Source organism: Kordia sp. E, assembly GCF_056033805.1.
The window spans coordinates 576,042-596,883 of sequence record NZ_JBRASR010000006.1 but is presented as its reverse complement, the minus strand read 5'-3'; the positions used below and the strand labels follow the sequence as shown (position 1 = coordinate 596,883).

The window sequence follows — 20,842 nt, the reverse complement described above, 5'->3', positions numbered from 1 at the left end:
AACTAACAACTATTCTACGCTCTAATTACTTTAATTTCTCCGTTTGATCGCAATTGAATAATTGTCGATGGTTTAACGGCTTTTTTTTCGTTTTGCAAATTTACAACATAGTCAACACCTTTTAAAATCTCAGGACTTATTTCTTTGTAGCTTTTTGGAGTCGGTTGTCCGCTAATATTTGCTGAAGTAGATACAATTGGGCGTTTAAATTTTCGAATGAGTTTCTGGCAAAATTCATCATCAGGAATTCGGATAGCCAATGTACAATCTGAAGCGATTAAATTTTTGGCAATCCCAACAGGATTATCATAAATAATAGTCGTTGGTTTGTCAGCAGCTTCGAGTAATTGATGAGCAACTTCAGGAACTGTGGAAATATAGCGTTCTAGCATTTGTATATCGCTTACCAAGCAAATCAACGCTTTGCTTTCTTCACGTTGTTTGAGCGCATAGATTTTAGCAACAGCTTCAGCATTTGTAGCATCGCAACCTAATCCCCAAATAGTATCTGTTGGATATAAAATGGTGTTTCCTGATTGTAACTGATCAAAAGTGTTTTGAATTTCGGTTGTCATGATTAAAATCGAATTTCCTGTTGCTGCTTTAATGATTCAGATACATGCGCGCCTCTCCAAATCAATCCTAGCATGAACCATTTTTTTGGCTTGATTAAAAAACTCAAACAGTAATACATTCGAATGAAAAGATATTTTGCGGATGAATAATTTTTCTTGATCACATACATGTGTGAAATCATTCCTTCTTTACTAATTGCTTTGGAAACGCCAGTACTGACACCTTGATAATGTAAAATTTTCGCCTCCGGAACCAATACACTTGAAAAACCTATTTGTCGCATGCGGAAACAAATGTCCATTTCTTCAAAGTAGAGGAAAATATTTGTGTCAAATCCGCCAACTTTTTCAAACACTTCTCTTCTGAAAAACATAAACGCGCCATTTACAAAGTTTACAGAAACAGGTTCGGTATATTCCTTTTTACGTTTAGGAAACTGTTTAGACCAATTTTTTTCTAAAAAACTACGTCCTAATAATAACTTCCTGATGCCTTTATCATGATCAAATGAAATGACATGTTTGTTGTGTTCATCATAATTTTGCGCTGTTGTCACACCAACTTTAGGATGTTTTTCCATGTACGAATGTAAAATAGATAAACAGTCGTTTTGCAACATTGCATCATTGTTAAGAAATAAAATATATTTTCCGTTTGTGAATTGTGCACCAAACATATTTCCTCCACCAAAACCTGTATTAATTACGCTTCTATGCAGTGAAATATGCCTGTGTTTAGGGAAGTTTTTTTGTAAGTGTTCAACATCTTCTGGCTTTGAATTATTATCGACAACTACAATTTCATAAGACAATGATTTGTCTGTAAATTGAATAACGGAATCCACACATTCTAGTGTGTATTTTGCAGTGTTGTAGTTGATGATAACAATAGAAATATCCTTCATATGCATAGTTGTTGTGCAAAATTACACAATTTTATGTTGAATTTTATATTTTTGCGCAAACACAAACCACATTATGGGACTTCGTTCAAAATTAAAAAAATACCTTTTACACAAAAGATTGCCAATGGAAACGTATGTTCCGGCAAAAAAGACAACGCCAGAAAAAATGGTCAAGATGGTCACAGCTTGGGAAGGATTGGAGTTAATCATTGAAGATATTTTAGATCGTTTTGATATTGGACGCGATTCATGTATTGAGTTTGGAGTTGAATTTGGCTATTCTTCAGTCGTATTTTCAAATTATTTTAAAGAAGTAAAAGGAATTGATATTTTTATCGGTGACGAACATACAGATCATAAAGGTGATCATTATGATAAAACAAAAGCTTCGTTGGCAGAATTCAAAAATATTGAATTGATCAAGTCAGATTATCGCGATTGGATTAAAGAAGATACAAAGCAATATAATTTTTCACATGTAGATATTGTGCACAATTACAAAGAAACTTACGAATGTGGATTGTGGGCTGCACAACACAGTCAATGTACTGTTTTTCATGATACTGAAAGTTTTCCAGAAGTGCGTAGAGCAGTAATTGATATTGCGAAAGCAACTGGAAAAAAAGTATACAATTATCCGCATTGTAACGGATTGGGAATTATTGTTTAATTCTTGAATTCACCTAAAAAAATACTCATCATTGCACCTTATGCGTTTGGTTACACAGCGCATATTCACAAGGCTTTACAACAATATGCACATATTGATGCAGAGATTTTATATTTAGATCAGCCAGCATTTTCATATAAAAATACACTTCATAAAGCACAGAATTTCTTTTCAAAATTGATTTTGGGAAAAAATTTAAAAAAGACGTTTGTTACAGATAGAATCAAAGCTTCAATAACAGAATTAGGCAAGCAAGATGAAATTTTTATCATTCGTCCAGATGTCTTAAATGATGATTTATTACACTTCATTAAAAGTTATACAAAGAAGTTTATTGCATATTATTATGATAGTACACGACGTTTTACACGAAAAGTAGATATCATTCCACTATTTGATAAAATCTACAGTTATGATCGTTTGGATGTTTCAACATATAATTTAGAATTACTCACTAATTATATTTTTGAAGAAAGTAATCATACAGATTTTGAATACCAGTTTTTCAATATTTCTACAAATGATTATCGTTTTCCGTTGCTTGAAAATTTAGCAAATTATTTGAAGCAACACGATTGGACGTACAACATTCAAGTGTATAATGGTAGCGAAATGCCTGCCGAACATGTGGAAATTATCACAACACAGAAATCAATTACAGATGTTTCTGAACTGATACAGAGGGCAAAAATCATAGTTGAAATTCAACGCACCGAACAAGTCGGTTTGTCATTTCGAATCTTTGAAGCGTTAGGACATCGCAAAAAGCTCATTACAACCAACAAAGATATTGTTAACTATGACTTCTACCATCCGCAAAATATTTTAGTGGTAGATGAAAATAATATTCAAATCCCAGCTGATTTTGTGACTTCTCCATATTTAGAAATAGATGAAGACATTTTGTCTAAGTATAAAATTGAAAATTGGGTGAAACCTATTTTTGAGCTTTAATATATTTATAAAGTAAATTTTATTATTGAAGTGTATATGTTACAATAGCTCCACCTTGGTATTCTTCAATAGTACCATCTTGTTTTAAAATTCGATTGCTAGCTTCAAAAAAGTTAAATCCGAATAAAAGATCATTTGGAAACGTAAACATAATGGTGGTTTCGTCATCAGAAAGTGTTCCTGTAAACTGTAATTCATTATTGTATAAAAATTTAATAGTGTTTCCTATTTGCATATATGTATTTGGTGTGCCATCAGCATGTGAACAATTTAGTGTTTGTGAAAGATTCCCGCTACCATCATCATTTACGTATATTGAGACGGCATCAAAAGTTGGGTTAGAAACTAAAAAATCTTCATCAAAATTTAAAGACAGATCAAAACAAAGTTTTTCTTCCATTAAATCAGTTGAATATTGACCATCACCATTAACATCTACAGCTGTTTCTATTATAAAACTACTTCTAAAATAAGTGTTGCCTAGAATTGATGGTGGATTATCGGCTACACAATCTTGTTCTGAAGAGGTTTCATCCACAGTTTCATTTTCAATAGTACAAGCGGTTAAGAATCCTGCTAAAACTGTAAACATTAGTATCTTTTTCATAGCAATTTTGGTTTACAGTCGTGTGTATATAATCGTAGCGTTTCCTTCATAATCAGAAACAGTTCCGTCTGACATTAAGATATCATTTCCGCCACCGGCAAGGAAAAACCCATATAATTGATCATACGATAATGTAACGGTTAGTGTGTTTTCATTATCAGAAAGTACTCCTGAGTATCTTATTTCTCCACCAAAGCAAAAATCAATAATATTTTCAGTTTGAATGTATGTTGGAAATAAACCATCGGCATGCGAACAATAGATTCTTTGTTCATTATTTTCATCTATCTGTAAGGAAACAAAACTCGATTCAATATTCCAAACTTTAGAATCGGTACGAAAACGTAACGCATCAGCTCCACAAAGTCCTTCATTTGCCAAATCGGTTGAATATACGCCATCTCCATTTCCATCAACAGCAGTTTCTAGTACAAAACCTGTTCGGACAAACTCACTTCCCATAATAGTAGACGGATTTCCAGAAATAGGAATACAATCAATATCTTCTGATTGTTCCACCGTAGAATTTAATTCAATAGGTTCATTTTCCACAGTACAAGCAGTTAGGAGTCCTGCTAAAATTGTAAACATAATAATCTTTTTCATAGCAACTTTGTTTTAGTCAATTTACATTAAGTAGATGTGAATTTTCTAAAAAGGTTGCGTTATAAAGTGTGAAAAAAATATAACATTATACAAGTAGAAATTTATTGCTTCATAATTCTTTTAACGACTAAACGATCGTTTATCTTGAGTTTAAGAAAGTAGATGCCACTTGTTAAATTGCTGATATTCAATTCAATATCGATTGCGTTAGAATAGGTTGATTCCAACACTTTTTTACCTAAAGGATTTGATATTTCTATGCTTAATTTTTGTGTAGGATTATTAAAATTAATAGTAATATAATCTACAGTTGGGTTAGGGTATATTTTAAAAATATCATTGTTATAATTTAGATCATCTATACTTAATAGAGGCTGACAAAAATCAGCTGTTTCAGAAGTGTCAAAATAGTTCTCTACAAAATTGGGTAATGCTAGGCTACAATCTCTTCCGTTAAGGTCAAAACCGTCTAGTACAAAATTGCAATTTTGACCTAATTGATCAGGATTATTGATGACAGCTAAAAAAGGCATGTTCCAACGTGCGATATAAATTTTATTATCTGGTCCTATTTGTAAACCTCCAAAAGGGCTTGTAACGGCTCCTGATCCAGAGAAAATTTGAGTGTAAATAATGAGTTCAGACTGTAAAATATCTGGACTTGTCATATCGTATTGGTAAAGTCTGTTAAATGCACCGCCAGGTTGTATATTATAAATGGTTCCTATATATAATTTTGAGCTATTAGGAGAGAAAGAAATACCGTAACGACTTTCATTGGTACTTGCATTTCTCGTTAATGAAGAATGAAATGTTAATTGTCCAGTTACATTATCAAATGTATACAATCGAGGATCGCCTCCAGTACCATTGGTTTGTCTATTGCTATACGCTAACCAATTTCCATCAGGAGAAAATTTCATTATTTCACAACAAATAGCTAATACATCATGATTCACTGGCGTAATTATAGGAGGAGATATTCCAGTATTAGTGATTAAATATAAATAAAAAGAGTTTGTAGCTACATTCATCGTGAGTAGCCAAATACCAGTTTTGTCAGCCGTATAAGTAGCTGCCTTTCGTTCAGAGGCATTATCGTGAAGTATTGTGTTTTTACTAGAAAATTTGATGTCACCCAAGCCATTATTTAAATCAGTGTCAAATTCAGAATATCGTAAAGTTCCACCTTCATTATCTCCATAAATAATAAAATAATTTGTTTCTGTTTGAGGAATTATTATAATCTGACTTGTGGAAACATGTCCTAAAAGACCGCTTCCGTTTGGAGTAATAGTATGATTTGCGTCCCACACATTAATTCCGTCTGTATAAAATATCAATTGTCCGTTGCAGTCAGAAATAGCAGTATTAGATTCAGATCCAATCATGGCGCTATCAGTAAGTAACGTTGCAGTTCCGCTTGAAAAATCAATTCCAGCATTATCACCAAAATACCAAGTGTCAGCTCTCTTTTGACTGTAGATTGTTTGTGAAAAATAAAGTGTAAGAATTAAAAGTAACATTTTTTTCATGGTAACAAATTTTGGTTTTATGTATTATAGATGCTAATTATGTAAAAAGGTTGTCTATGGATAAAAAATAAAAAAGGAACATTTATTTATAATAAACTGCGATACACTTCTTCGTACTGTTTTGCAGTTGCGTTCCAGTCGAAACTTGTGGCGCGTTTTATGTAGGCTTGTTCGTAAGTTTCTTTGTTTGTTTCAAACGTGTGCATACCTTTCTCAAAGACTTCAGACATATATTTCGGGTCGTAATTCTTCCAAAAGAAAGCATGTTCACCACCAATTTCTGGTAAGGATGTATTGTGTGATAAAAAGACAGGTTTTCCAAATCGCATAGCTTCAATTGGCGGAATTCCAAAACCTTCACGCAACGATGGAAATACAAAAGCAGTACAATGTTGTAAGTAATATTGTTTGTCTAAATCGTCAATTTTTCCTGTGATAATAACACGATCTTGTAAGTTGTATTTCTGAATCGTTTCAGCCAATTTTCCGTTGGCGTATTCTGTATTATTATTTCCCGAAAGGATTAAATTAAAATCGGGGAGAAGCGCTAACATTTCCACTAAAGTGTGAAAGTTTTTACGAGGCGTAAATTCACCAATAGAAAATAAAAAAGGTCTTTCAGAAATCTGTTTTGGAAGATGATTTTCAGGAAGTGTTACTTCACGAATTGGGTTTCCATTATAAATTACATATTCAGGAACATTTGGAACGTCAAAATGTTGATGAGTTGATTCTTTTGCGAAGTTTGAAATATACGTAATTGCGTTACTGCGTTCTAGTTTTTCACGAAAACGAACATTGCGTTCATGATTCATATCGCTTGATTCTTCTTCAATGAAATTTACATCATGAACCGTTAATAAATAAGGAATATCATGAAATGGTTCAATCTTTATATTTTGATTCAAAGAATGCCATAAATCGTACTTTTTACGAATGCGAAGTAATGGATAACGACGAAATGATTTGTATTTTTTATAGTCGAAATAATCACCAAATTCGCTTTGTAATTTGCTGAGGTTTTTCGCGTGAAGCGTCATCTTAAAATCGTCAATACTAGCTTGATGCAATCCTTTTATCAAATGATAATTGAACTGACCAAACCCAAAATGTAGGTTTTTGATATTATGCGATTCTAAAAAAACGTTTTTCATAACTACTTATTCAATTTTTCGATACATCGTCCACAATTGCAAATAACGCTTAAATACTGAAAATGCATGGACATAACACAAAATAAATCCTTCTTTTCCATCTAAAAAACCGAGTCGTAAAAAGTATTGATGTAAAAAACGGTAGAATGGTCTAAAGATAAAATGATACGCATTTGGACGTACATTTTTTTTATACAAAGCTTCTGCTTGTAAACGACTGTAGTGGCTTAGTTTTTGGTTGTAATTATCAAAGCTCTTATACGTTTGATGCGCTACAGCATTTTTTAATTGGCCAATTTTTTCAGTAGTTTCAATCGTTTCATGAACAGGTTTCCCATTGTAACGACAATACTGTTTGTGAAACAATCGCACAGAAATATCAGTTTGAAAACCACTATATTTCATACGTTTTCCCATAAAATGAAAATCACGTTTTACATGATACGCTTTTTCAGGATTTGCAGCATTTACAGTTGCAACAATTTCGTCAGCTAATACTCTTGGAACTTGTTCGTCCAAGTCAAAAAATAGAATCCAATCATGTTTCGCTTGATCAATGGCAAAGTTTTTCTGTGATGAAAAATCATCAAACTTGCGTTGAATTAAAGTGATATTGTGCTTTTTGGCGAGTTCAACTGTTTTATCAGTGCTATACGAGTCTACAATGATAATTTCGTCCGCAAACGAAAGCTGTTGGATATATTCTTCAATATGATCTTCTTCATTATAGGTAATTGCTAACGCACTGATTTTCGTGTTCATAAAGAGATGAAGCTACTTTTTTCTTTGAAAAATTATATAGTAACTACAAAAGTAATGATTTTAGGATGAATACATAATTTAAAAAAGAAGTCAATCTTACTTTGTTTAGAACTATAAATTGAATGTTCAGAACATTTCTATCTGTAATTAGAACATTAAAATTAGATTTCAAGTGTAATTTATTAATTTCAATGAAATCTTTTTCTTATAGAAAAAGAAGAAAAAAAATATTAACCTCAAATTAAACCAAATTATTATGTGCACACGAGTACTTTACACTACCAAGAAAAATCAAAGCTATGTAGGTCGAAATATGGATTGGGCAGACAATCCTTTTCCACAATTATGGGCAATGCCGAAAAATGTGAAAAGAAAGGCAATGGCAAAAACTCCAACAGGAGAAGAGTTCACTTGGACATCAAAATATAGCAGTATTATTGTGGCTAATTTTGACTGTGCAACTTCAGATGGGTTGAATTCTAAAGGGTTAACAGTAAATATTCTTTGGTTAGCACCATCTGAATATCCAAAAAAGTCAGATAAAGACGGATACTTTCCAATGTCTATGAGTATTTGGGCGCAATATATTTTGGATAGTTGCGCAACTGTTAAAGATGCAGTAATTGCGATGAACAACATTTATATTCAAACAGCAAATATACCAGGAGGCGTAAAGGCAGATGTAGAAGCGAAGTGTCATTTATCTGTAGGAGATAAAAAAGGGAATTCTGCCGTTTTTGAATATATAGATGAGCATTTACATGTATTTACGAATGTTGATATAGATACGGAAGCTTACAATCATTATGTGAAAAAATATAGCAAAGATCAAATGCGAGTAATGACAAATGATCCGATGTTTGATACACAAATAGAATCGTTGACGTATTGGGATGAATTGAATAAGAAGTATGAAAATAATGGAAACCCAGCATTATTACCAGGTTCTAATTGGTCTTTGAGTCGATTTGTTAGAGCTACTTATTTTACAAAACAATTACCTGAAAAAATAGATACACCTTTAGCATTGGCAAGATTGTCAACTGTTATAAATAATGCGGCACAACCAATTATAAAAAACGAAAATTTAGATACGCCCGATTTAAGTAGAACTCAGTATAGTTCTTTAGCCGATCAAAAGAGTTTGCAATATTTTTATCGTTCAGGATATGGTCCGTTTTTAATATGGATCAATTTAAAAGAAATCGATTTTTCTACATTAGAAAAAAAACAAGCTTTTATCATCACGTTAAATGAAGATGGCGTATTTACGAAAGGTAAAGATTATAGAAGTGGAAATGTAACTAAGTACTTGGAAGCTAAAAAAATGTTTAAGTTCTTAAAAGCGAAATAGCCATTCGTATTTTATTTGTTGCAAGTTGAATAAGTTTAGTAGCTTTGTCTGTAATTAATATATACACATGCCAAGTTTACCAATTTTAATGTATCATGGAGTTTCTAAAAAGGCTTCTGATAGTAAAGGATTAACGATTTCAACTGAAAATTTAGAAGAACAATTCCGATACCTAAAAGATAACGGATATGTGAGTTTGCATTTTTCAGAATTACAAGCATTACGAACTGATGAAAACTATCCTAAAAAAACAGTGATCATTACGTTTGATGATGTATATGTAAATCAACTCGAATTGGCATATCCGTTGTTGCAGAAATATGGTTTAAAAGCGAGTTTCTTTGTGCCTTTTCAATATGTTAATGGTGTTGATGAATGGAATACAGGAAATGAAAAAATTATGTCTGTAGCACAATTGAAAAGTATGGACGAAGCTACCATTGAACTTGGATTACATTCGTTTGCTCATAAAAAATATACTGAATTGTCTGTTGAAGAAATTGAGGAGGATTTTGAGAAATGTAAAAACTTTATCATTTCCAATCGATTGAATGTGAGTAATGTATTGGCGTATCCATATGGGAAATATCCGCGAAAAAACCCTGAACAAGATGTGTTTTTCAATCAATTAGTGCAAAATCATGTTGCGTTTGGTTTGCGCATAGGAAATAGAGTAAACAGATTTCCGTTTAAAGATAATTATCAAGTGCAACGTATTGATATCAAAGGTGAAGATTCATTATCAAAGTTCAAATTTAAACTGCGTTATGGGAAGTCGTTTTTCTTCTAATAAAAAACAAATGAAGAGATATTACATTATTCTTATTGCAATCTGTACTTTAAGTTGTAAAAATGATATGGAAAGTGAAAAAGCTAGATTTTTGACAGAGAATATTCCAGATGAAACTCCTATTACATTTAAAGAAAACCTTACACCTAAAGATAAACTTATCCACAAGGGAATATTTAGTGCTGATTTTTTGCAGTATTATTACACGACATCGACTAAAGATTTCAAGCAATTTGATGTTTATGTAATAGACAAAACAGAAGGGAATTGGTCCAAGCCTCAGAAAGCTTTTTTTAATAGTACGTATGATGAGCATGGAATGAGTTTTTCTCCAGACGGAAATACACTATATTTTAGTTCAACTCGGCCAGTAAATATTGAAAATATTCCTGAAACGTGGCATATATGGAAATCAGAAAAGATAAATGGAAAATGGAGTGAGGCTACATATGTTGATATTCCAAACCTAAGAGATAAGTTAGTTTCTCATCCTGTACTAACCAATTCTGGAACTTTATATTTTCATTCTAGTAATTTAGATTACAGTGAAATGGATATTTATCATTCCAATAGCATTAATGAAATCTATGGAAACGCTGTAAAAACGTCAATTTCAACGGACATGAATTTCAGAAAATGTACGCCATATGTTTCTCCAAAAGAAGATTATTTAATATTTGCAGCAGTAGGAAATCAGCTTGATCTCATGATTAGTTTTAATGATGGTTCAGGAAAATGGACTAAAACAAGAAAGTTAAATGCTAACATCAATACATTGGGGCAAGGAAATCCTTTTATTACTTCAGATGGTAAATTTCTGTTCTATACTGTTGGCGATTATCAAAACAAGAATTGGAAGATACAATGGGTAAATATCGAATCTGAAATTTTAGCAAAATAAATATAAAAACTATAATAAATAGGCAAAAGAGTTCCTAGGGAAGAACTCTTTTGATAGTAAATAAAAAGGGGTAGTGTGTTTTTTCAAATACACTATATTAAAATTACAAGTAATTTGTTTTCGAATTGAAAATTTTAGATAAATGAAAGGAAATTCGTAGACGAATAGTAATAAAAAAATATTTAGTTTAGCTTATCGAATTCCTCTTTGAAGTAATATTAATTTTACGTATCTTGAAAAGACGCCATATGCGTTAATTCCAGCGACAGCCAAACCAGGCACACCATCCATAAAGCCACGTTTTACAATATATTCATGGAAAAAACGATACATTGGTTTAAAAGCTAAATGAAAATATGTTGCTTTTTTACCTTTTTCCAACATACGTTCGGCTTGAAACCATGCGTAACTATCTTTTTTACTAATGTAATGTAGTAAGCCTTTATACGTATAATGCAACACTTTGTTTTTTAACTTTCCAACGGTTCCATCAACGATGAGTTTTTCATGTACATTTCCTTCAAAATGACACTTTTCACGTACAACCAATCGAGTTACATCGTTATTATGAAAATATAAAAAACGATTCATGTAAAAGTGTGGAAAATTCAATTTATATGCTGTATGTTTTCCAGAATTCATAGCTGTACTAATTTCTTTTTGAAGCTGATATGTAATGCGTTCATCACCATCTAAAAACAAAACCCAATCGCAAGTTGCAAATTGTAATGCATGATTTTTTTGATTAGAAAAATTATCAAACTTTCGGGAAAGTACTTTACAACCATGTGCTTCAGCAATCGCGACAGTTTCATCTGTGCTGAGTGAATCAATCACAATAATTTCATCTGCAAATTGTACCGAATACAAAGCATCTTTTAGATACAAAGCTTCATTATACGTAGGAATTATGACTGATAGTGTTGGCATGATAAATTTAAAGCACAAAAGTACATATAATTTTTTCATTCAAAACTTTATGGAGAGCCAATGAAAAAAATATATGTACTAATGAAATGATTCCTGATGCAAAGCTAAATTTTGTATTCTTTTTTTGTTTCAAAATATAGCTCTTGCAGAAGAAACTTACTAAAAAACTTTATCTTTGCAGTCTGTATGACAACAATAGACACTTCCATAATTATAAGTACGTACAACTCTCCTGAATGGTTGGCGAAAGTATTACACGGGTATAACAACCAAACATATCGTTTGTTTGAAATTGTAATTGCTGATGATGGTTCTAAGCAAGAAACCATTGATTTAATTGAAGAAATCAGTAAAGAAGTCTTTTATCCAATTGTGCATGTTTGGCATGAGGATAATGGCTTTCAGAAGTCACAGATCTTAAATAAGGCCATTGTAAAATGTAGTTCTCCATATATTATTATGTCTGATGGAGATTGTATTCCGCGTGCTGATTTTGTTGAACATCATGTAAAACAACGTGAAGAAGGTTTTTTCCTTTCGGGAGGATACTTTATGTTGCCAATGAATATTTCGGAACTCATTACGAAAGAAGATATATACGAAGGCAATTGTTTTGATGTTGCATGGTTGAAGAAACACGGTTTAAAAGCTTCGTTTAAGAACAATAAACTGACTTCTGCAGGTTTGAAATCACGCTTCTTAAACGCAGTTACGCCAACAAATGCAAGTTGGAACGGACACAGCTCTTCTGGCTGGAAAAAAGATATTATTGCCATCAACGGATTTGACGAACGCATGCAATATGGTGGACAAGACCGTGAATTGGGTGAGCGCTTATTTAATTTTGGATTAAAGAGTAAACAAATAAGATACAGTGCGGTTTGTGTACATTTAGATCATCCAAGAGGTTACAAAAATCAGGAATCTATCAATAAAAACTTAGCTATCAGAAAAACAACCAAAGACGAAAACAAAAAGTGGACGGATTTTGGAATAGTTAAAAAGTAGTATTGAGTAGTTAGAATTGAGATATCAATTAGATAAAAGAACCAAGAATATAGAACATAGACAATTTTTAGAAACTTCAAAATTATAATTTCTAACGTCAAACTAAACAATAAGTTGAACTTTATTCAACTTCTCATTCAATCTTTGTGAGATTCTAAATCAAGTTTGGAATGACAAAGAAATAGCTTTCACGTTTCTAGTTTACCTCAAAACCATCTTAATTCTAGTAGCGAAGCGGTCTAACATCTAACATCTATTTTTTATACGCTCCAATTTTCCAATAGGTTTTTTCTTCGTCAGTTTTTACAATCGTAAAACCGAGTTGTTGTAGTTTTTCAAAATATTCCCAGCAACCAATACCTTCACGGTAAATAGAGACAATTAAAATTCCATCAGTATTCAAATGATTCAACATTCGATCTAACACATGTTGTTTTTCAGAATTGTGTACATAATAAAATGCTTCATTAAAAATAATGACATCAAATTTCTGTTTTGGTGTATACGTATGAATATCAGCAGTTACAAATTCAGCTTTTGGAAACTTTTTTGCTTTTGCTTTTTGAATCGAGACATCGGAAAAATCCATTCCTAAGAAATGACTAAACAAGTCAGCACTCATATATTCGTTTAACACACCTTCTCCGGATCCTAAATCTAAAATACTAGGATTCTTTTTTGCATGCGTTGTAATATGACTGATGATTGTTTTATATCGATCAGCTTCAATAGGCTTACGTAAGTTATCCCAACGACCCTTTTTATATTGTTTATTCCAACGTTGCTTTCTGCGCCAGTTATGAAATTTATCTATAATATTCATGCTATTTTTTTATGTGTAAAGCTAAAAATTGTTCCAACTTTGGAATGATCATTTCTGGCGTTAATTTTTTATATAAATCGTGTGGGTTTTCCTCAATTTTTTTGCGTTCTTCAAATGTAAACGTTTCAAATAAATCGGGTTTTTCCTCTAGTAAATGTATAGACTCGTGTTGCTTTCCATCTTCAAAACTCGCCCAATGGTCTTTATTTACATACGGTGAAAATATGGTAAATGTTGGTTTATTGAGTGCTTTTGCAATATGTACAATTCCACCTTCATTAGCAACCATCACATCACATGCATGCATCAGTCGTACAAAACCACGAATGCTATCTTCATAAATATCTAAAATGATACTTTCTTTATTAGAACACATTTCATAAATTTTATCAGCTTCTGCTTTTTGATTTGGAGCATAATTAAATAAAATATGAACGTTATAATTTGTAGTTATATAATCAACAATCTGTGCAATATATTCATACGGCATCGATTTCTGAGGCGTACTTCCTAAAATCCCCAACATCAAAACTGGATGTTCATATTTGTTGAGTTTAGGATATACTTTTTCACTTTTTTGTAACGTAATTTTTGGCTCGTAATCAGGATTCTTCAACGGGAAAACAGATGTGATTAAATTAATTCTATCTTCAATTGCTTTTCCACAAATCTGCGTTTTTTCATCTAATAAATTAATTGGATGCGAGTAGAAGGCAAGTGGTAATTTTTTATGTTTTCGTTTATTTCCAATACGATATTCTGCTTTTGAAAAATAACAGATCAAACGACTTTGTAATTTTGAATATGGATCAAAAATAATATCATACTTTTCCTTTCGAACTTTTCGAATCATTTTGATCAGATTTGGAATTTTTTTCAATTCCTTTTCATTAATTGGAATAATCGTATCAATATTCGGATTGTGCTCAATAACGCCTGTAGTAAAGTCATACGCCATAAAATCAACGCGACTTTCTGGATATAATTTCTTAATATTATTAGCAATTACAGAACTAATCAAGACATCTCCAATTCGTTTATTCTGTATAATTAATATTTTTTTCATGTAGTGTTCGTATGAATCTGAGCTATAAGTGCAAAGTATTATTTTTTCGGGGTTTATTAAAATTTCACTTCATCTATTTGATTTTTTAGGAGCTAAAATCAAAAAAATATTTTATTTATACTCATTTTATCTATTTGATATTTTTATTTCGTCTCAAGACAAATAAAATAAAAATATGCTACTTAGATTAATCGCTTTGCTTTCGTATTAAAAATTAATTTTAAGTCTAAAAACTAAAAAATTATTTTATTTCTACTCATTTCACATATCTTTGAAAAATAATAGCCAATTATGCAAATTGTACACATTCACCCTAATTATGAAGCTAAAAGAGATGCGTTACTCGCTTTTATCAATGCTTTTGATACGAATGGTGAATATGTAACGAAAGGAGAACGAAACGTGATTAAATCGTTTGATTTAGGCAACGAGAAGGTCAATGTAAAATCGTTTCGCGTACCAAAATCGTTTAATGGATTTATATATAAATTTATAAGACCTTCAAAGGCAAAACGTTCGTATGAATATGCAGAACGTTTGGCGGTAAATGCTATCAGAACGCCTGCTCCAATTGCATATATTGAAAATCATTCAGCACTCGGATTAAGAGAAAGTTATTACATCAGTAAGCATATTGAATACGACTTTGATTTCCGTGCGCTAATTCACGATCCATTATTTGAAGATCGAAGAATCATTTTAGAACAGTTTGCAGAATTTTGCTTTCAATTGCATGAAAACAATGTTAACTTTTTAGATCATTCTCCTGGAAATACCTTGGTTGTAAAGCGTGATCATCAATATGATTTTTATTTGATTGATTTAAATCGAATGCGCTTTGAGCCGATGAATTTAGAACAACGTATGGAAAACCTAAAACGTTTATGGTTGTCCAAACAAATGATTCATATCATTAGTAAACGATATGCAGAATTAGCAAACAAAGAACTCCACGAAGTCCAAGATGTATTGCTCAAACACAGTACAGCTTTTAAGCGAAAAATTAATCGTAAAAAATATTTGAAGAAAAAGTATCTGAATAAAAAATAGTTTTTTTTGGATCGCTTCGCTTGGTTCTTAAAACCTCAATTTGTCTGTTCGAGTGATTTTCAAAGAAAACTGTATCGAGAACTACTTTAAAATAAAAAAGCGAACTAAAATTTCAGTTCGCTTATTGTCATTCCTACGAAGGCAGGAATCTATTTCAATTCTCTTTAACAGGTCTAAACTGCTACATCATGTTCGCGTAAAGCATCATTTAACGATGTTTTCTTATTGGTACTTTCTTTACGTTTTCCAATAATCAAAGCACATGGAACTTGATATTCACCAGCTGGGAATTTTTTCGTGTAACTTCCAGGAATCACAACTGATCGTGCAGGAACTCTTCCTTTCATTTCAATTGGTTCATCACCAGTAATATCTATAATCTTCGTAGAAGCAGTTAATACAACATTTGCACCCAAAACAGCTTCCGTTTCTACTCTAACACCTTCTACTACAATACATCTTGATCCTATAAAAGCATTATCTTCAATAATCACAGGAGCAGCTTGTAGTGGCTCTAAAACACCGCCAATTCCAACACCACCAGATAAATGTACATTTTTACCAATTTGCGCACAACTTCCAACAGTTGCCCACGTATCTACCATAGTTCCTTCTTCAACATGTGCGCCAATATTTATATAACTTGGCATCATAATTACACCTTTTGAAATGTATGCTCCATGACGTGCAATTGCATGTGGAACAACACGAATTCCTTTTTCCTTATAACCGCGCTTCAATGGAATTTTGTCATGAAATTCAAAAATACCAGCTTCTAATGTTTCCATTTTCTGAATTGGAAAATATAAAACTACTGCTTTCTTTACCCATTCATTTACTTGCCAACCGTCAGTAGTTGGTTCAGCAACGCGCAATTCACCAACATCAAGTAAGTCAATTACTTTTCGAATGACAGCTTGTGTAGCTGAGTCCTTTAACAATTCTCGGTTTTCCCAAGCATTCTCAATCGTTTCTTTTATTGCAATCATGTTTTATATATTTTTTGGTGTGCCCTCCAATGTCGGTCAGGCTATTCACTATATCTCCCGAGCAAATCGGGAGGATGTCGTTGCTATCCTTCACACAAATGCTAAGTAAAATTAGGAGTACAAATATAAAATCTTCTAATGAATTATTCATGAAAATTTACACATCTAACAGAATTATTTAAATTAAACAGAAAACTATATTTTTTCAAATATCTAACGATTATAAGTTATTGAGAATAATGTTAGTTGATTGTTTTTTAGTTAGTTGTGGTGTTTCTGCGATATACAAGAACGATCGTTAGATTTATAAATGCGGTGAATCTTAAGTTGTATGTTATCAGTGCTTTATCTAATATTGATCAGCGTTTAACACTAAAACTATATATCATGAAAAAAAGAAATCTTAAAAATTTAAACTTAAACAAAAAATCTATTTCTAATTTAAGTAAAAACGAAATAAAAGGAGGAACTATTTTTCCTAGTGGATTATGTTGGACTATTATTTCATGTCCATCTCTTACATGTACGCAAGGTGCTGTATGCGATCTTATAAAAGAAAAACTTTAAAATTATTACATCAAAAAAAGTGAACGTTTCTGCGTTCACTTTTTTTATGAACTATCTATGTCTAGGATATTTTCTTCCGTTCAAAAATTTACCAATAAATGTATTTCTAACTGCATAATGATAGGTGACAAAGCAAATAATTGTAGTTCCTGAAACAACCAACAGAAATTTTGGAATTGCTCCAATTGGTAATTTCCAAACAACGGTTGGAAGTATAGCTGTTAATGGTAAATGAATTAAATACACCCAGTAAGAGGCATCCGAAATGTAACGCATGCGTTTAGAATGACGACTTCCATAACGAATAAAAAGTCCTGTAATTCCAAAAATAAGCAGCCAAACGATTAAAGAACTGAATGCAATTAATAAAGAAGAGTTACTAGTTGGTGCTAAATCAAAATTTACATATTGAATAATAATACCTTGTATAATCACTAATATAAATCCTAAAATGGTGCAAAACCAGTCATAATGCATCAGTTTTTGTAAATGTTGTTTCGATGTATATAATATCCAACCTGATATATAAAAGAATACAAAATAGACAAAGGTATTTGTATCAGGAATTAAAGATGTTGAAGAGGCAACCATTGGCGTTTTTAAAATTGAAAGAATAACAAACGTAATTCCTGCAAAGAATAAAACTCGAATCAGTGTTCTTTGGAAAATCCAACGAAATGTTTCTTTTATTCTCAATGTTAGTTTAGGTGCTTTTTTTAATAACAAAGCGGTCAATACCGAAAAACCTGTGGCATAAATTAAATAGTATAAAAACCATAAATGTGAAGTGCTTTTTGGAATATAAAAGTAACCTTCAGAAAATGGTTGTATTGCATCCGTAAAAGCATTTGGTAAATTATTTAATGTAGTACTTGCATATCCAAAGGAAAATGAAAGAATAGGACCAAGAATAAACAGGAATACAATAAAAGGAAATACAATTCTTGAGACTCTATTTTTTACCATTTGCAATGGTTTCCGTTCGTAAAATAACATCGCGCCAAAAAAACCTGCAATTAAAAAGAAAATAGGCATTCGGAAGGAATGAATTAAAAGCACTAAAAAATCAGTAGTAATATGTGTAGATTCAGGATCTTTTAAATTCCAAGCATCACCATGATTTGTTACGTTATACGTTAATGCTGAATGCAATACTAAGCCAAGCATCATCATAATGGCGCGTAAAGAATCTAAGGAATGTATGCGTTCGGTTTTTTTCAAGAAGTTGCGACTAAATGTAAGTTATCGCCAAGTTCTTATTTTTTCTTTAGAATGAATAATGTTTTGATGAAATTAATTTATTAGAGTTTATAAGTTCAAAAATCTAAAAGGTCTAATGATCTAAATTCCCATCATTACAGTAATATTATCTCAATTTTTATACACATTAAAATATAAACCTTATTTTTGCCAAAATTTTGTATGGCTCGCATTCTAGCAATTGATTATGGAAAGAAACGAACTGGTATTGCCGTTACTGATGAGATGCAACTCATTGCCTCTGGTTTAACAACAGTTCGTACTCACGATTTAATGCCGTTTTTGAAAGAGTATGTAGCTAAAGAAAATGTAGAATTGTTCTTGGTAGGAGAACCGAAACAAATGAATTATGAAGCTTCCGAAAGTGAAGTGCTGATTATAGAATTTATCCGGTTATTAACTAAAGCAATTCCAACAATTCCAATAAAACGTGTAGACGAACGTTTTACCTCAAAAATGGCGTTTCAAACCATGATTGATAGTGGATTAAAGAAAAAACAACGTCAAAATAAAAGTTTAATAGATGAAATAAGTGCAACAATTATATTGCAATCTTATCTATACAAATAATACGAATATGATATTACCAATTGTCGCTTTTGGCGATCCAGTTTTACGAAAAGTAGCTACAGATATTACACCAGAATATCCAAACTTAGATACGTTACTTGAAAACATGTTTGAAACAATGTACAATGCGTATGGTGTTGGTTTGGCAGCTCCACAAATAGGATTGCCAATTCGTTTGTTTATGGTTGATGCTACTGGATTTGCTGAAGATGAAGAACTTGATGAAGAGCAAAGAAAACAACTTGCAAACATGAAAAAAGTGTTTATCAACGCAAAAATTGTTGAGCGCGATGGTGAACCATGGGTTTTTAATGAAGGTTGTTTGAGTATTCCAGATATTCGTGAAGATGTGTTTCGTCCGGAAAGCATTAAAATTGAATACATGGATGAAAATTTTGAAAAACATGTAGAAGAATATGACGGTTTAGCTGCAAGAGTTATTCAACATGAGTACGATCATATTGAAGGAATTTTATTTACAGATAAACTATCTGCGCTAAAACGCCGTTTATTAAAAGGAAGATTGGCAAACATTTCACGCGGACGTATCAAGGTAGATTACAAAATGCGTTTTCCTGATGCCAAAAAAATACGATAATTCAATAAACTAAAATAACGTTAAAATAAGTGATGCAATACGTACAATCTGTATATTTGTCATCCTAAAGTTAGAAAAAATACAGTATGAGTTTAGAAAAAATATTAGCTATCTCTGGGAAACCAGGACTTTATGAATTAAAAACGCAAACCCGTAACGGTTTTGTTGCAGAATCATTATCTGACGGAAAGAAAATCTCTGTTAGCTTACGTCACAATGTAAGTTTATTGTCTGAAATTGCAATTTACACAAACACAGAAGAGGTTCCTTTAGCGGAAGTGTTAGAAAAAGTAAAAGCAAAAGAGAATGGTGCTGCTACTAAGATAAATCATAAAGAATCAAAAGCCGTATTAGTAGATTACTTCGAAGAAGTATTACCTGAATACGATCAAGATAGAGTATATCCAAGTGATATTAAAAAGGTAATTCAATGGTATAATTTATTGCATTCTAAAGGAATGACTGATTTTACAGCCGAAGCTTCTAACGAAGAAGAATAGTATATAAAAACAACAAGTTTAGTCATAAAAAAATCCAGCAAATTGCTGGATTTTTTGTTTTCTATACAATAAAAGAAGTATAAAACTTATTTTTTCTTAATTATTGAGTTTGCTGCTTTTTCAATTGCACTTACATACTTTTCATCAGCGCCATCTTCAACCATTCCAATAAACATAATACATGTTGTAGCATCTAATTCAACACAGTAAATAGTATTGTTTAAAGTTGTTCCTTCAGCTTCGCTAGTTCCTTTCATATAAAGAACATTCACACCATTTATTTTCTTTTCACCTTTTTCGGTTACTTTAAACTTGTCTGAATTATCCTCATTCATTTTCTTTTTTGAATTAGCATATGTTTCAGCAACCATCATTGCCATAATTACTGCTTTTGGACTTTCAGATACATATGTATTTGCTGTAACACCTAGGAAAAGTTCAGTGTCAACATCCATTTCCACTTTTTTGGACATCAACTCCATAGTTCTCGCTTGCTTCTCTTCGTCTGTTTCTTGCGCTTGCACTGTAAACCCTACGAACAGAATGCAAAGTGCGATCAAAAATTTTTTCATTGTTATTTATGTTTAAGTTTCAAAAATACGGAATAGTATAGTATTATAAAAATTCCGTTGTTATCTATTTCTTTTAGAGTTAGGCATAAAGCGTGC

The 20,842-nt window shown here is 31.7% G+C and carries 24 protein-coding genes; 11 read left to right on the top strand and 13 right to left on the bottom strand.

Annotated features, from left to right (window positions below; all coding sequences use genetic code 11):
• Positions 1–14 precede the first annotated feature (14 nt).
• Both ACUUYC_RS24670 and ACUUYC_RS24665 read right to left on the bottom strand, forming a co-directional pair.
• Complete coding sequence (locus ACUUYC_RS24670) at positions 15–575, bottom strand: L-threonylcarbamoyladenylate synthase (RefSeq protein WP_474270359.1); 561 nt, start codon at positions 573–575, stop codon at positions 15–17.
• 2 nt (positions 576–577) lie between these two features.
• Positions 578–1,480, bottom strand: a complete 903-nt coding sequence (locus ACUUYC_RS24665) for a glycosyltransferase family 2 protein (RefSeq protein ID WP_474270358.1) — start codon at positions 1,478–1,480, stop codon at positions 578–580.
• 73 nt (positions 1,481–1,553) lie between these two features.
• On the opposite strand from ACUUYC_RS24665, the gene ACUUYC_RS24660 reads away from it, so the two are divergent.
• Together ACUUYC_RS24660 and ACUUYC_RS24655 are read left to right on the top strand one after the other, a co-directional pair.
• Positions 1,554–2,150: a class I SAM-dependent methyltransferase gene (locus tag ACUUYC_RS24660; protein WP_474270357.1), complete on the top strand. Its 597-nt coding sequence runs from the start codon at positions 1,554–1,556 to the stop codon at positions 2,148–2,150.
• A gap of 3 nt (positions 2,151–2,153) precedes the next feature.
• A complete protein-coding gene (locus ACUUYC_RS24655; protein WP_474270355.1) occupies positions 2,154–3,104 on the top strand; it encodes a WaaS/CpsH family glycosyltransferase in 951 nt (316 codons plus the stop codon).
• Positions 3,105–3,126: 22 nt separating this feature from the next.
• On the opposite strand, the gene ACUUYC_RS24650 is transcribed toward ACUUYC_RS24655, so the two are convergent.
• The 5 genes from ACUUYC_RS24650 to ACUUYC_RS24630 form a co-directional block, all read right to left on the bottom strand.
• Positions 3,127–3,711: a hypothetical protein gene (locus ACUUYC_RS24650; RefSeq protein ID WP_474270354.1), complete on the bottom strand. Its 585-nt coding sequence runs from the start codon at positions 3,709–3,711 to the stop codon at positions 3,127–3,129.
• Positions 3,712–3,723: 12 nt separating this feature from the next.
• Positions 3,724–4,317 carry a hypothetical protein gene (locus ACUUYC_RS24645; RefSeq protein WP_474270353.1) on the bottom strand — a complete coding sequence of 198 codons (594 nt, stop codon included), beginning with the start codon at positions 4,315–4,317 and terminating at the stop codon, positions 3,724–3,726.
• Positions 4,318–4,418: 101 nt separating this feature from the next.
• The gene (locus ACUUYC_RS24640) at positions 4,419–5,852 is read right to left on the bottom strand and encodes a T9SS type A sorting domain-containing protein (protein WP_474270352.1); all 1,434 of its coding nucleotides are present in this window, start codon (positions 5,850–5,852) and stop codon (positions 4,419–4,421) included.
• A gap of 86 nt (positions 5,853–5,938) precedes the next feature.
• Positions 5,939–7,006, bottom strand: a complete 1,068-nt coding sequence (locus ACUUYC_RS24635) for a glycosyltransferase family 4 protein (protein WP_474270351.1) — start codon at positions 7,004–7,006, stop codon at positions 5,939–5,941.
• A 6-nt stretch (positions 7,007–7,012) separates the two neighbouring features.
• Positions 7,013–7,768 carry a glycosyltransferase family 2 protein gene (locus ACUUYC_RS24630; RefSeq protein ID WP_474270349.1) on the bottom strand — a complete coding sequence of 252 codons (756 nt, stop codon included), beginning with the start codon at positions 7,766–7,768 and terminating at the stop codon, positions 7,013–7,015.
• Between the two features lie 256 nt (positions 7,769–8,024).
• On the opposite strand from ACUUYC_RS24630, the gene ACUUYC_RS24625 reads away from it, so the two are divergent.
• The 3 genes from ACUUYC_RS24625 to ACUUYC_RS24615 all read left to right on the top strand — a co-directional run bounded on the left by ACUUYC_RS24625 (position 8,025) and on the right by ACUUYC_RS24615 (position 10,813).
• Positions 8,025–9,122 carry a linear amide C-N hydrolase gene (locus ACUUYC_RS24625; protein ID WP_474270348.1) on the top strand — a complete coding sequence of 366 codons (1,098 nt, stop codon included), beginning with the start codon at positions 8,025–8,027 and terminating at the stop codon, positions 9,120–9,122.
• A gap of 67 nt (positions 9,123–9,189) precedes the next feature.
• Positions 9,190–9,912 carry a polysaccharide deacetylase family protein gene (locus tag ACUUYC_RS24620; protein ID WP_474270346.1) on the top strand — a complete coding sequence of 241 codons (723 nt, stop codon included), beginning with the start codon at positions 9,190–9,192 and terminating at the stop codon, positions 9,910–9,912.
• A 10-nt stretch (positions 9,913–9,922) separates the two neighbouring features.
• Positions 9,923–10,813 (top strand): TolB-like translocation protein, encoded by an 891-nt coding sequence (locus tag ACUUYC_RS24615; protein ID WP_474270345.1) that lies wholly within the window; start codon positions 9,923–9,925, stop codon positions 10,811–10,813.
• Between the two features lie 192 nt (positions 10,814–11,005).
• Here ACUUYC_RS24615 and ACUUYC_RS24610 read toward each other — a convergent pair whose 3' ends face one another.
• On the bottom strand, positions 11,006–11,743 hold the full coding sequence (locus ACUUYC_RS24610; RefSeq protein ID WP_474270344.1) for a glycosyltransferase family 2 protein: 738 nt from the start codon (positions 11,741–11,743) through the stop codon (positions 11,006–11,008).
• Positions 11,744–11,929: 186 nt separating this feature from the next.
• Here ACUUYC_RS24610 and ACUUYC_RS24605 point away from each other — a divergent pair, with 186 nt between their 5' ends.
• Positions 11,930–12,751 (top strand): glycosyltransferase family 2 protein, encoded by an 822-nt coding sequence (locus ACUUYC_RS24605; RefSeq protein ID WP_474270342.1) that lies wholly within the window; start codon positions 11,930–11,932, stop codon positions 12,749–12,751.
• A gap of 253 nt (positions 12,752–13,004) precedes the next feature.
• Here the strand turns inward: ACUUYC_RS24605 and ACUUYC_RS24600 are convergent, their stop codons facing one another.
• Positions 13,005–13,574, bottom strand: a complete 570-nt coding sequence (locus tag ACUUYC_RS24600) for a class I SAM-dependent methyltransferase (protein ID WP_474270340.1) — start codon at positions 13,572–13,574, stop codon at positions 13,005–13,007.
• Position 13,575: 1 nt separating this feature from the next.
• Positions 13,576–14,640 carry a glycosyltransferase family 9 protein gene (locus tag ACUUYC_RS24595; protein WP_474270338.1) on the bottom strand — a complete coding sequence of 355 codons (1,065 nt, stop codon included), beginning with the start codon at positions 14,638–14,640 and terminating at the stop codon, positions 13,576–13,578.
• A gap of 291 nt (positions 14,641–14,931) precedes the next feature.
• On the opposite strand from ACUUYC_RS24595, the gene ACUUYC_RS24590 reads away from it, so the two are divergent.
• A complete protein-coding gene (locus ACUUYC_RS24590) occupies positions 14,932–15,690 on the top strand; it encodes a lipopolysaccharide kinase InaA family protein (RefSeq protein ID WP_474270337.1) in 759 nt (252 codons plus the stop codon).
• Positions 15,691–15,863: 173 nt separating this feature from the next.
• Here ACUUYC_RS24590 and ACUUYC_RS24585 read toward each other — a convergent pair whose 3' ends face one another.
• A complete protein-coding gene (locus ACUUYC_RS24585) occupies positions 15,864–16,679 on the bottom strand; it encodes a 2,3,4,5-tetrahydropyridine-2,6-dicarboxylate N-succinyltransferase (RefSeq protein WP_474270335.1) in 816 nt (271 codons plus the stop codon).
• Between the two features lie 387 nt (positions 16,680–17,066).
• Between ACUUYC_RS24585 and ACUUYC_RS24580 the strand changes: the two genes are divergently transcribed.
• Positions 17,067–17,246: a hypothetical protein gene (locus ACUUYC_RS24580; RefSeq protein WP_474270333.1), complete on the top strand. Its 180-nt coding sequence runs from the start codon at positions 17,067–17,069 to the stop codon at positions 17,244–17,246.
• 51 nt (positions 17,247–17,297) lie between these two features.
• Here ACUUYC_RS24580 and ACUUYC_RS24575 read toward each other — a convergent pair whose 3' ends face one another.
• Positions 17,298–18,467, bottom strand: a complete 1,170-nt coding sequence (locus ACUUYC_RS24575) for an acyltransferase family protein (RefSeq protein ID WP_474270331.1) — start codon at positions 18,465–18,467, stop codon at positions 17,298–17,300.
• A 201-nt stretch (positions 18,468–18,668) separates the two neighbouring features.
• Between ACUUYC_RS24575 and ruvX the strand changes: the two genes are divergently transcribed.
• The 3 genes from ruvX to ACUUYC_RS24560 all read left to right on the top strand — a co-directional run bounded on the left by ruvX (position 18,669) and on the right by ACUUYC_RS24560 (position 20,174).
• Positions 18,669–19,076 carry a Holliday junction resolvase RuvX gene (ruvX, locus tag ACUUYC_RS24570; protein WP_474270329.1) on the top strand — a complete coding sequence of 136 codons (408 nt, stop codon included), beginning with the start codon at positions 18,669–18,671 and terminating at the stop codon, positions 19,074–19,076.
• Between the two features lie 7 nt (positions 19,077–19,083).
• Complete coding sequence (gene def, locus ACUUYC_RS24565; RefSeq protein ID WP_474270328.1) at positions 19,084–19,674, top strand: peptide deformylase; 591 nt, start codon at positions 19,084–19,086, stop codon at positions 19,672–19,674.
• Between the two features lie 86 nt (positions 19,675–19,760).
• Positions 19,761–20,174: a DUF5606 family protein gene (locus ACUUYC_RS24560; protein ID WP_474270326.1), complete on the top strand. Its 414-nt coding sequence runs from the start codon at positions 19,761–19,763 to the stop codon at positions 20,172–20,174.
• An 86-nt stretch (positions 20,175–20,260) separates the two neighbouring features.
• On the opposite strand, the gene ACUUYC_RS24555 is transcribed toward ACUUYC_RS24560, so the two are convergent.
• Positions 20,261–20,746 carry a hypothetical protein gene (locus ACUUYC_RS24555; RefSeq protein WP_474270324.1) on the bottom strand — a complete coding sequence of 162 codons (486 nt, stop codon included), beginning with the start codon at positions 20,744–20,746 and terminating at the stop codon, positions 20,261–20,263.
• Positions 20,747–20,842 lie beyond the last annotated feature (96 nt).

Excerpts from the sequence above, each read along its gene's own strand:
- ACUUYC_RS24670 (WP_474270359.1), bottom strand. The coding sequence starts at position 575 with ATGACAACCGAAATTCAAAACACTTTTGATCAGTTACAATCAGGAAAC.
- ACUUYC_RS24665 (WP_474270358.1), bottom strand. The coding sequence starts at position 1,480 with ATGAAGGATATTTCTATTGTTATCATCAACTACAACACTGCAAAATAC.
- ACUUYC_RS24660 (WP_474270357.1), top strand. The coding sequence starts at position 1,554 with ATGGGACTTCGTTCAAAATTAAAAAAATACCTTTTACACAAAAGATTG.
- ACUUYC_RS24650 (WP_474270354.1), bottom strand. The coding sequence starts at position 3,711 with ATGAAAAAGATACTAATGTTTACAGTTTTAGCAGGATTCTTAACCGCT.
- ACUUYC_RS24645 (WP_474270353.1), bottom strand. The coding sequence starts at position 4,317 with ATGAAAAAGATTATTATGTTTACAATTTTAGCAGGACTCCTAACTGCT.
- ACUUYC_RS24640 (WP_474270352.1), bottom strand. The coding sequence starts at position 5,852 with ATGAAAAAAATGTTACTTTTAATTCTTACACTTTATTTTTCACAAACA.
- ACUUYC_RS24635 (WP_474270351.1), bottom strand. The coding sequence starts at position 7,006 with ATGAAAAACGTTTTTTTAGAATCGCATAATATCAAAAACCTACATTTT.
- ACUUYC_RS24630 (WP_474270349.1), bottom strand. The coding sequence starts at position 7,768 with ATGAACACGAAAATCAGTGCGTTAGCAATTACCTATAATGAAGAAGAT.
- ACUUYC_RS24625 (WP_474270348.1), top strand. The coding sequence starts at position 8,025 with ATGTGCACACGAGTACTTTACACTACCAAGAAAAATCAAAGCTATGTA.
- ACUUYC_RS24620 (WP_474270346.1), top strand. The coding sequence starts at position 9,190 with ATGCCAAGTTTACCAATTTTAATGTATCATGGAGTTTCTAAAAAGGCT.
- ACUUYC_RS24615 (WP_474270345.1), top strand. The coding sequence starts at position 9,923 with ATGAAGAGATATTACATTATTCTTATTGCAATCTGTACTTTAAGTTGT.
- ACUUYC_RS24610 (WP_474270344.1), bottom strand. The coding sequence starts at position 11,743 with ATGCCAACACTATCAGTCATAATTCCTACGTATAATGAAGCTTTGTAT.
- ACUUYC_RS24605 (WP_474270342.1), top strand. The coding sequence starts at position 11,930 with ATGACAACAATAGACACTTCCATAATTATAAGTACGTACAACTCTCCT.
- ACUUYC_RS24600 (WP_474270340.1), bottom strand. The coding sequence starts at position 13,574 with ATGAATATTATAGATAAATTTCATAACTGGCGCAGAAAGCAACGTTGG.
- ACUUYC_RS24595 (WP_474270338.1), bottom strand. The coding sequence starts at position 14,640 with ATGAAAAAAATATTAATTATACAGAATAAACGAATTGGAGATGTCTTG.
- ACUUYC_RS24590 (WP_474270337.1), top strand. The coding sequence starts at position 14,932 with ATGCAAATTGTACACATTCACCCTAATTATGAAGCTAAAAGAGATGCG.
- ACUUYC_RS24585 (WP_474270335.1), bottom strand. The coding sequence starts at position 16,679 with ATGATTGCAATAAAAGAAACGATTGAGAATGCTTGGGAAAACCGAGAA.
- ACUUYC_RS24580 (WP_474270333.1), top strand. The coding sequence starts at position 17,067 with ATGAAAAAAAGAAATCTTAAAAATTTAAACTTAAACAAAAAATCTATT.
- ruvX (WP_474270329.1), top strand. The coding sequence starts at position 18,669 with ATGGCTCGCATTCTAGCAATTGATTATGGAAAGAAACGAACTGGTATT.
- def (WP_474270328.1), top strand. The coding sequence starts at position 19,084 with ATGATATTACCAATTGTCGCTTTTGGCGATCCAGTTTTACGAAAAGTA.
- ACUUYC_RS24560 (WP_474270326.1), top strand. The coding sequence starts at position 19,761 with ATGAGTTTAGAAAAAATATTAGCTATCTCTGGGAAACCAGGACTTTAT.
- ACUUYC_RS24555 (WP_474270324.1), bottom strand. The coding sequence starts at position 20,746 with ATGAAAAAATTTTTGATCGCACTTTGCATTCTGTTCGTAGGGTTTACA.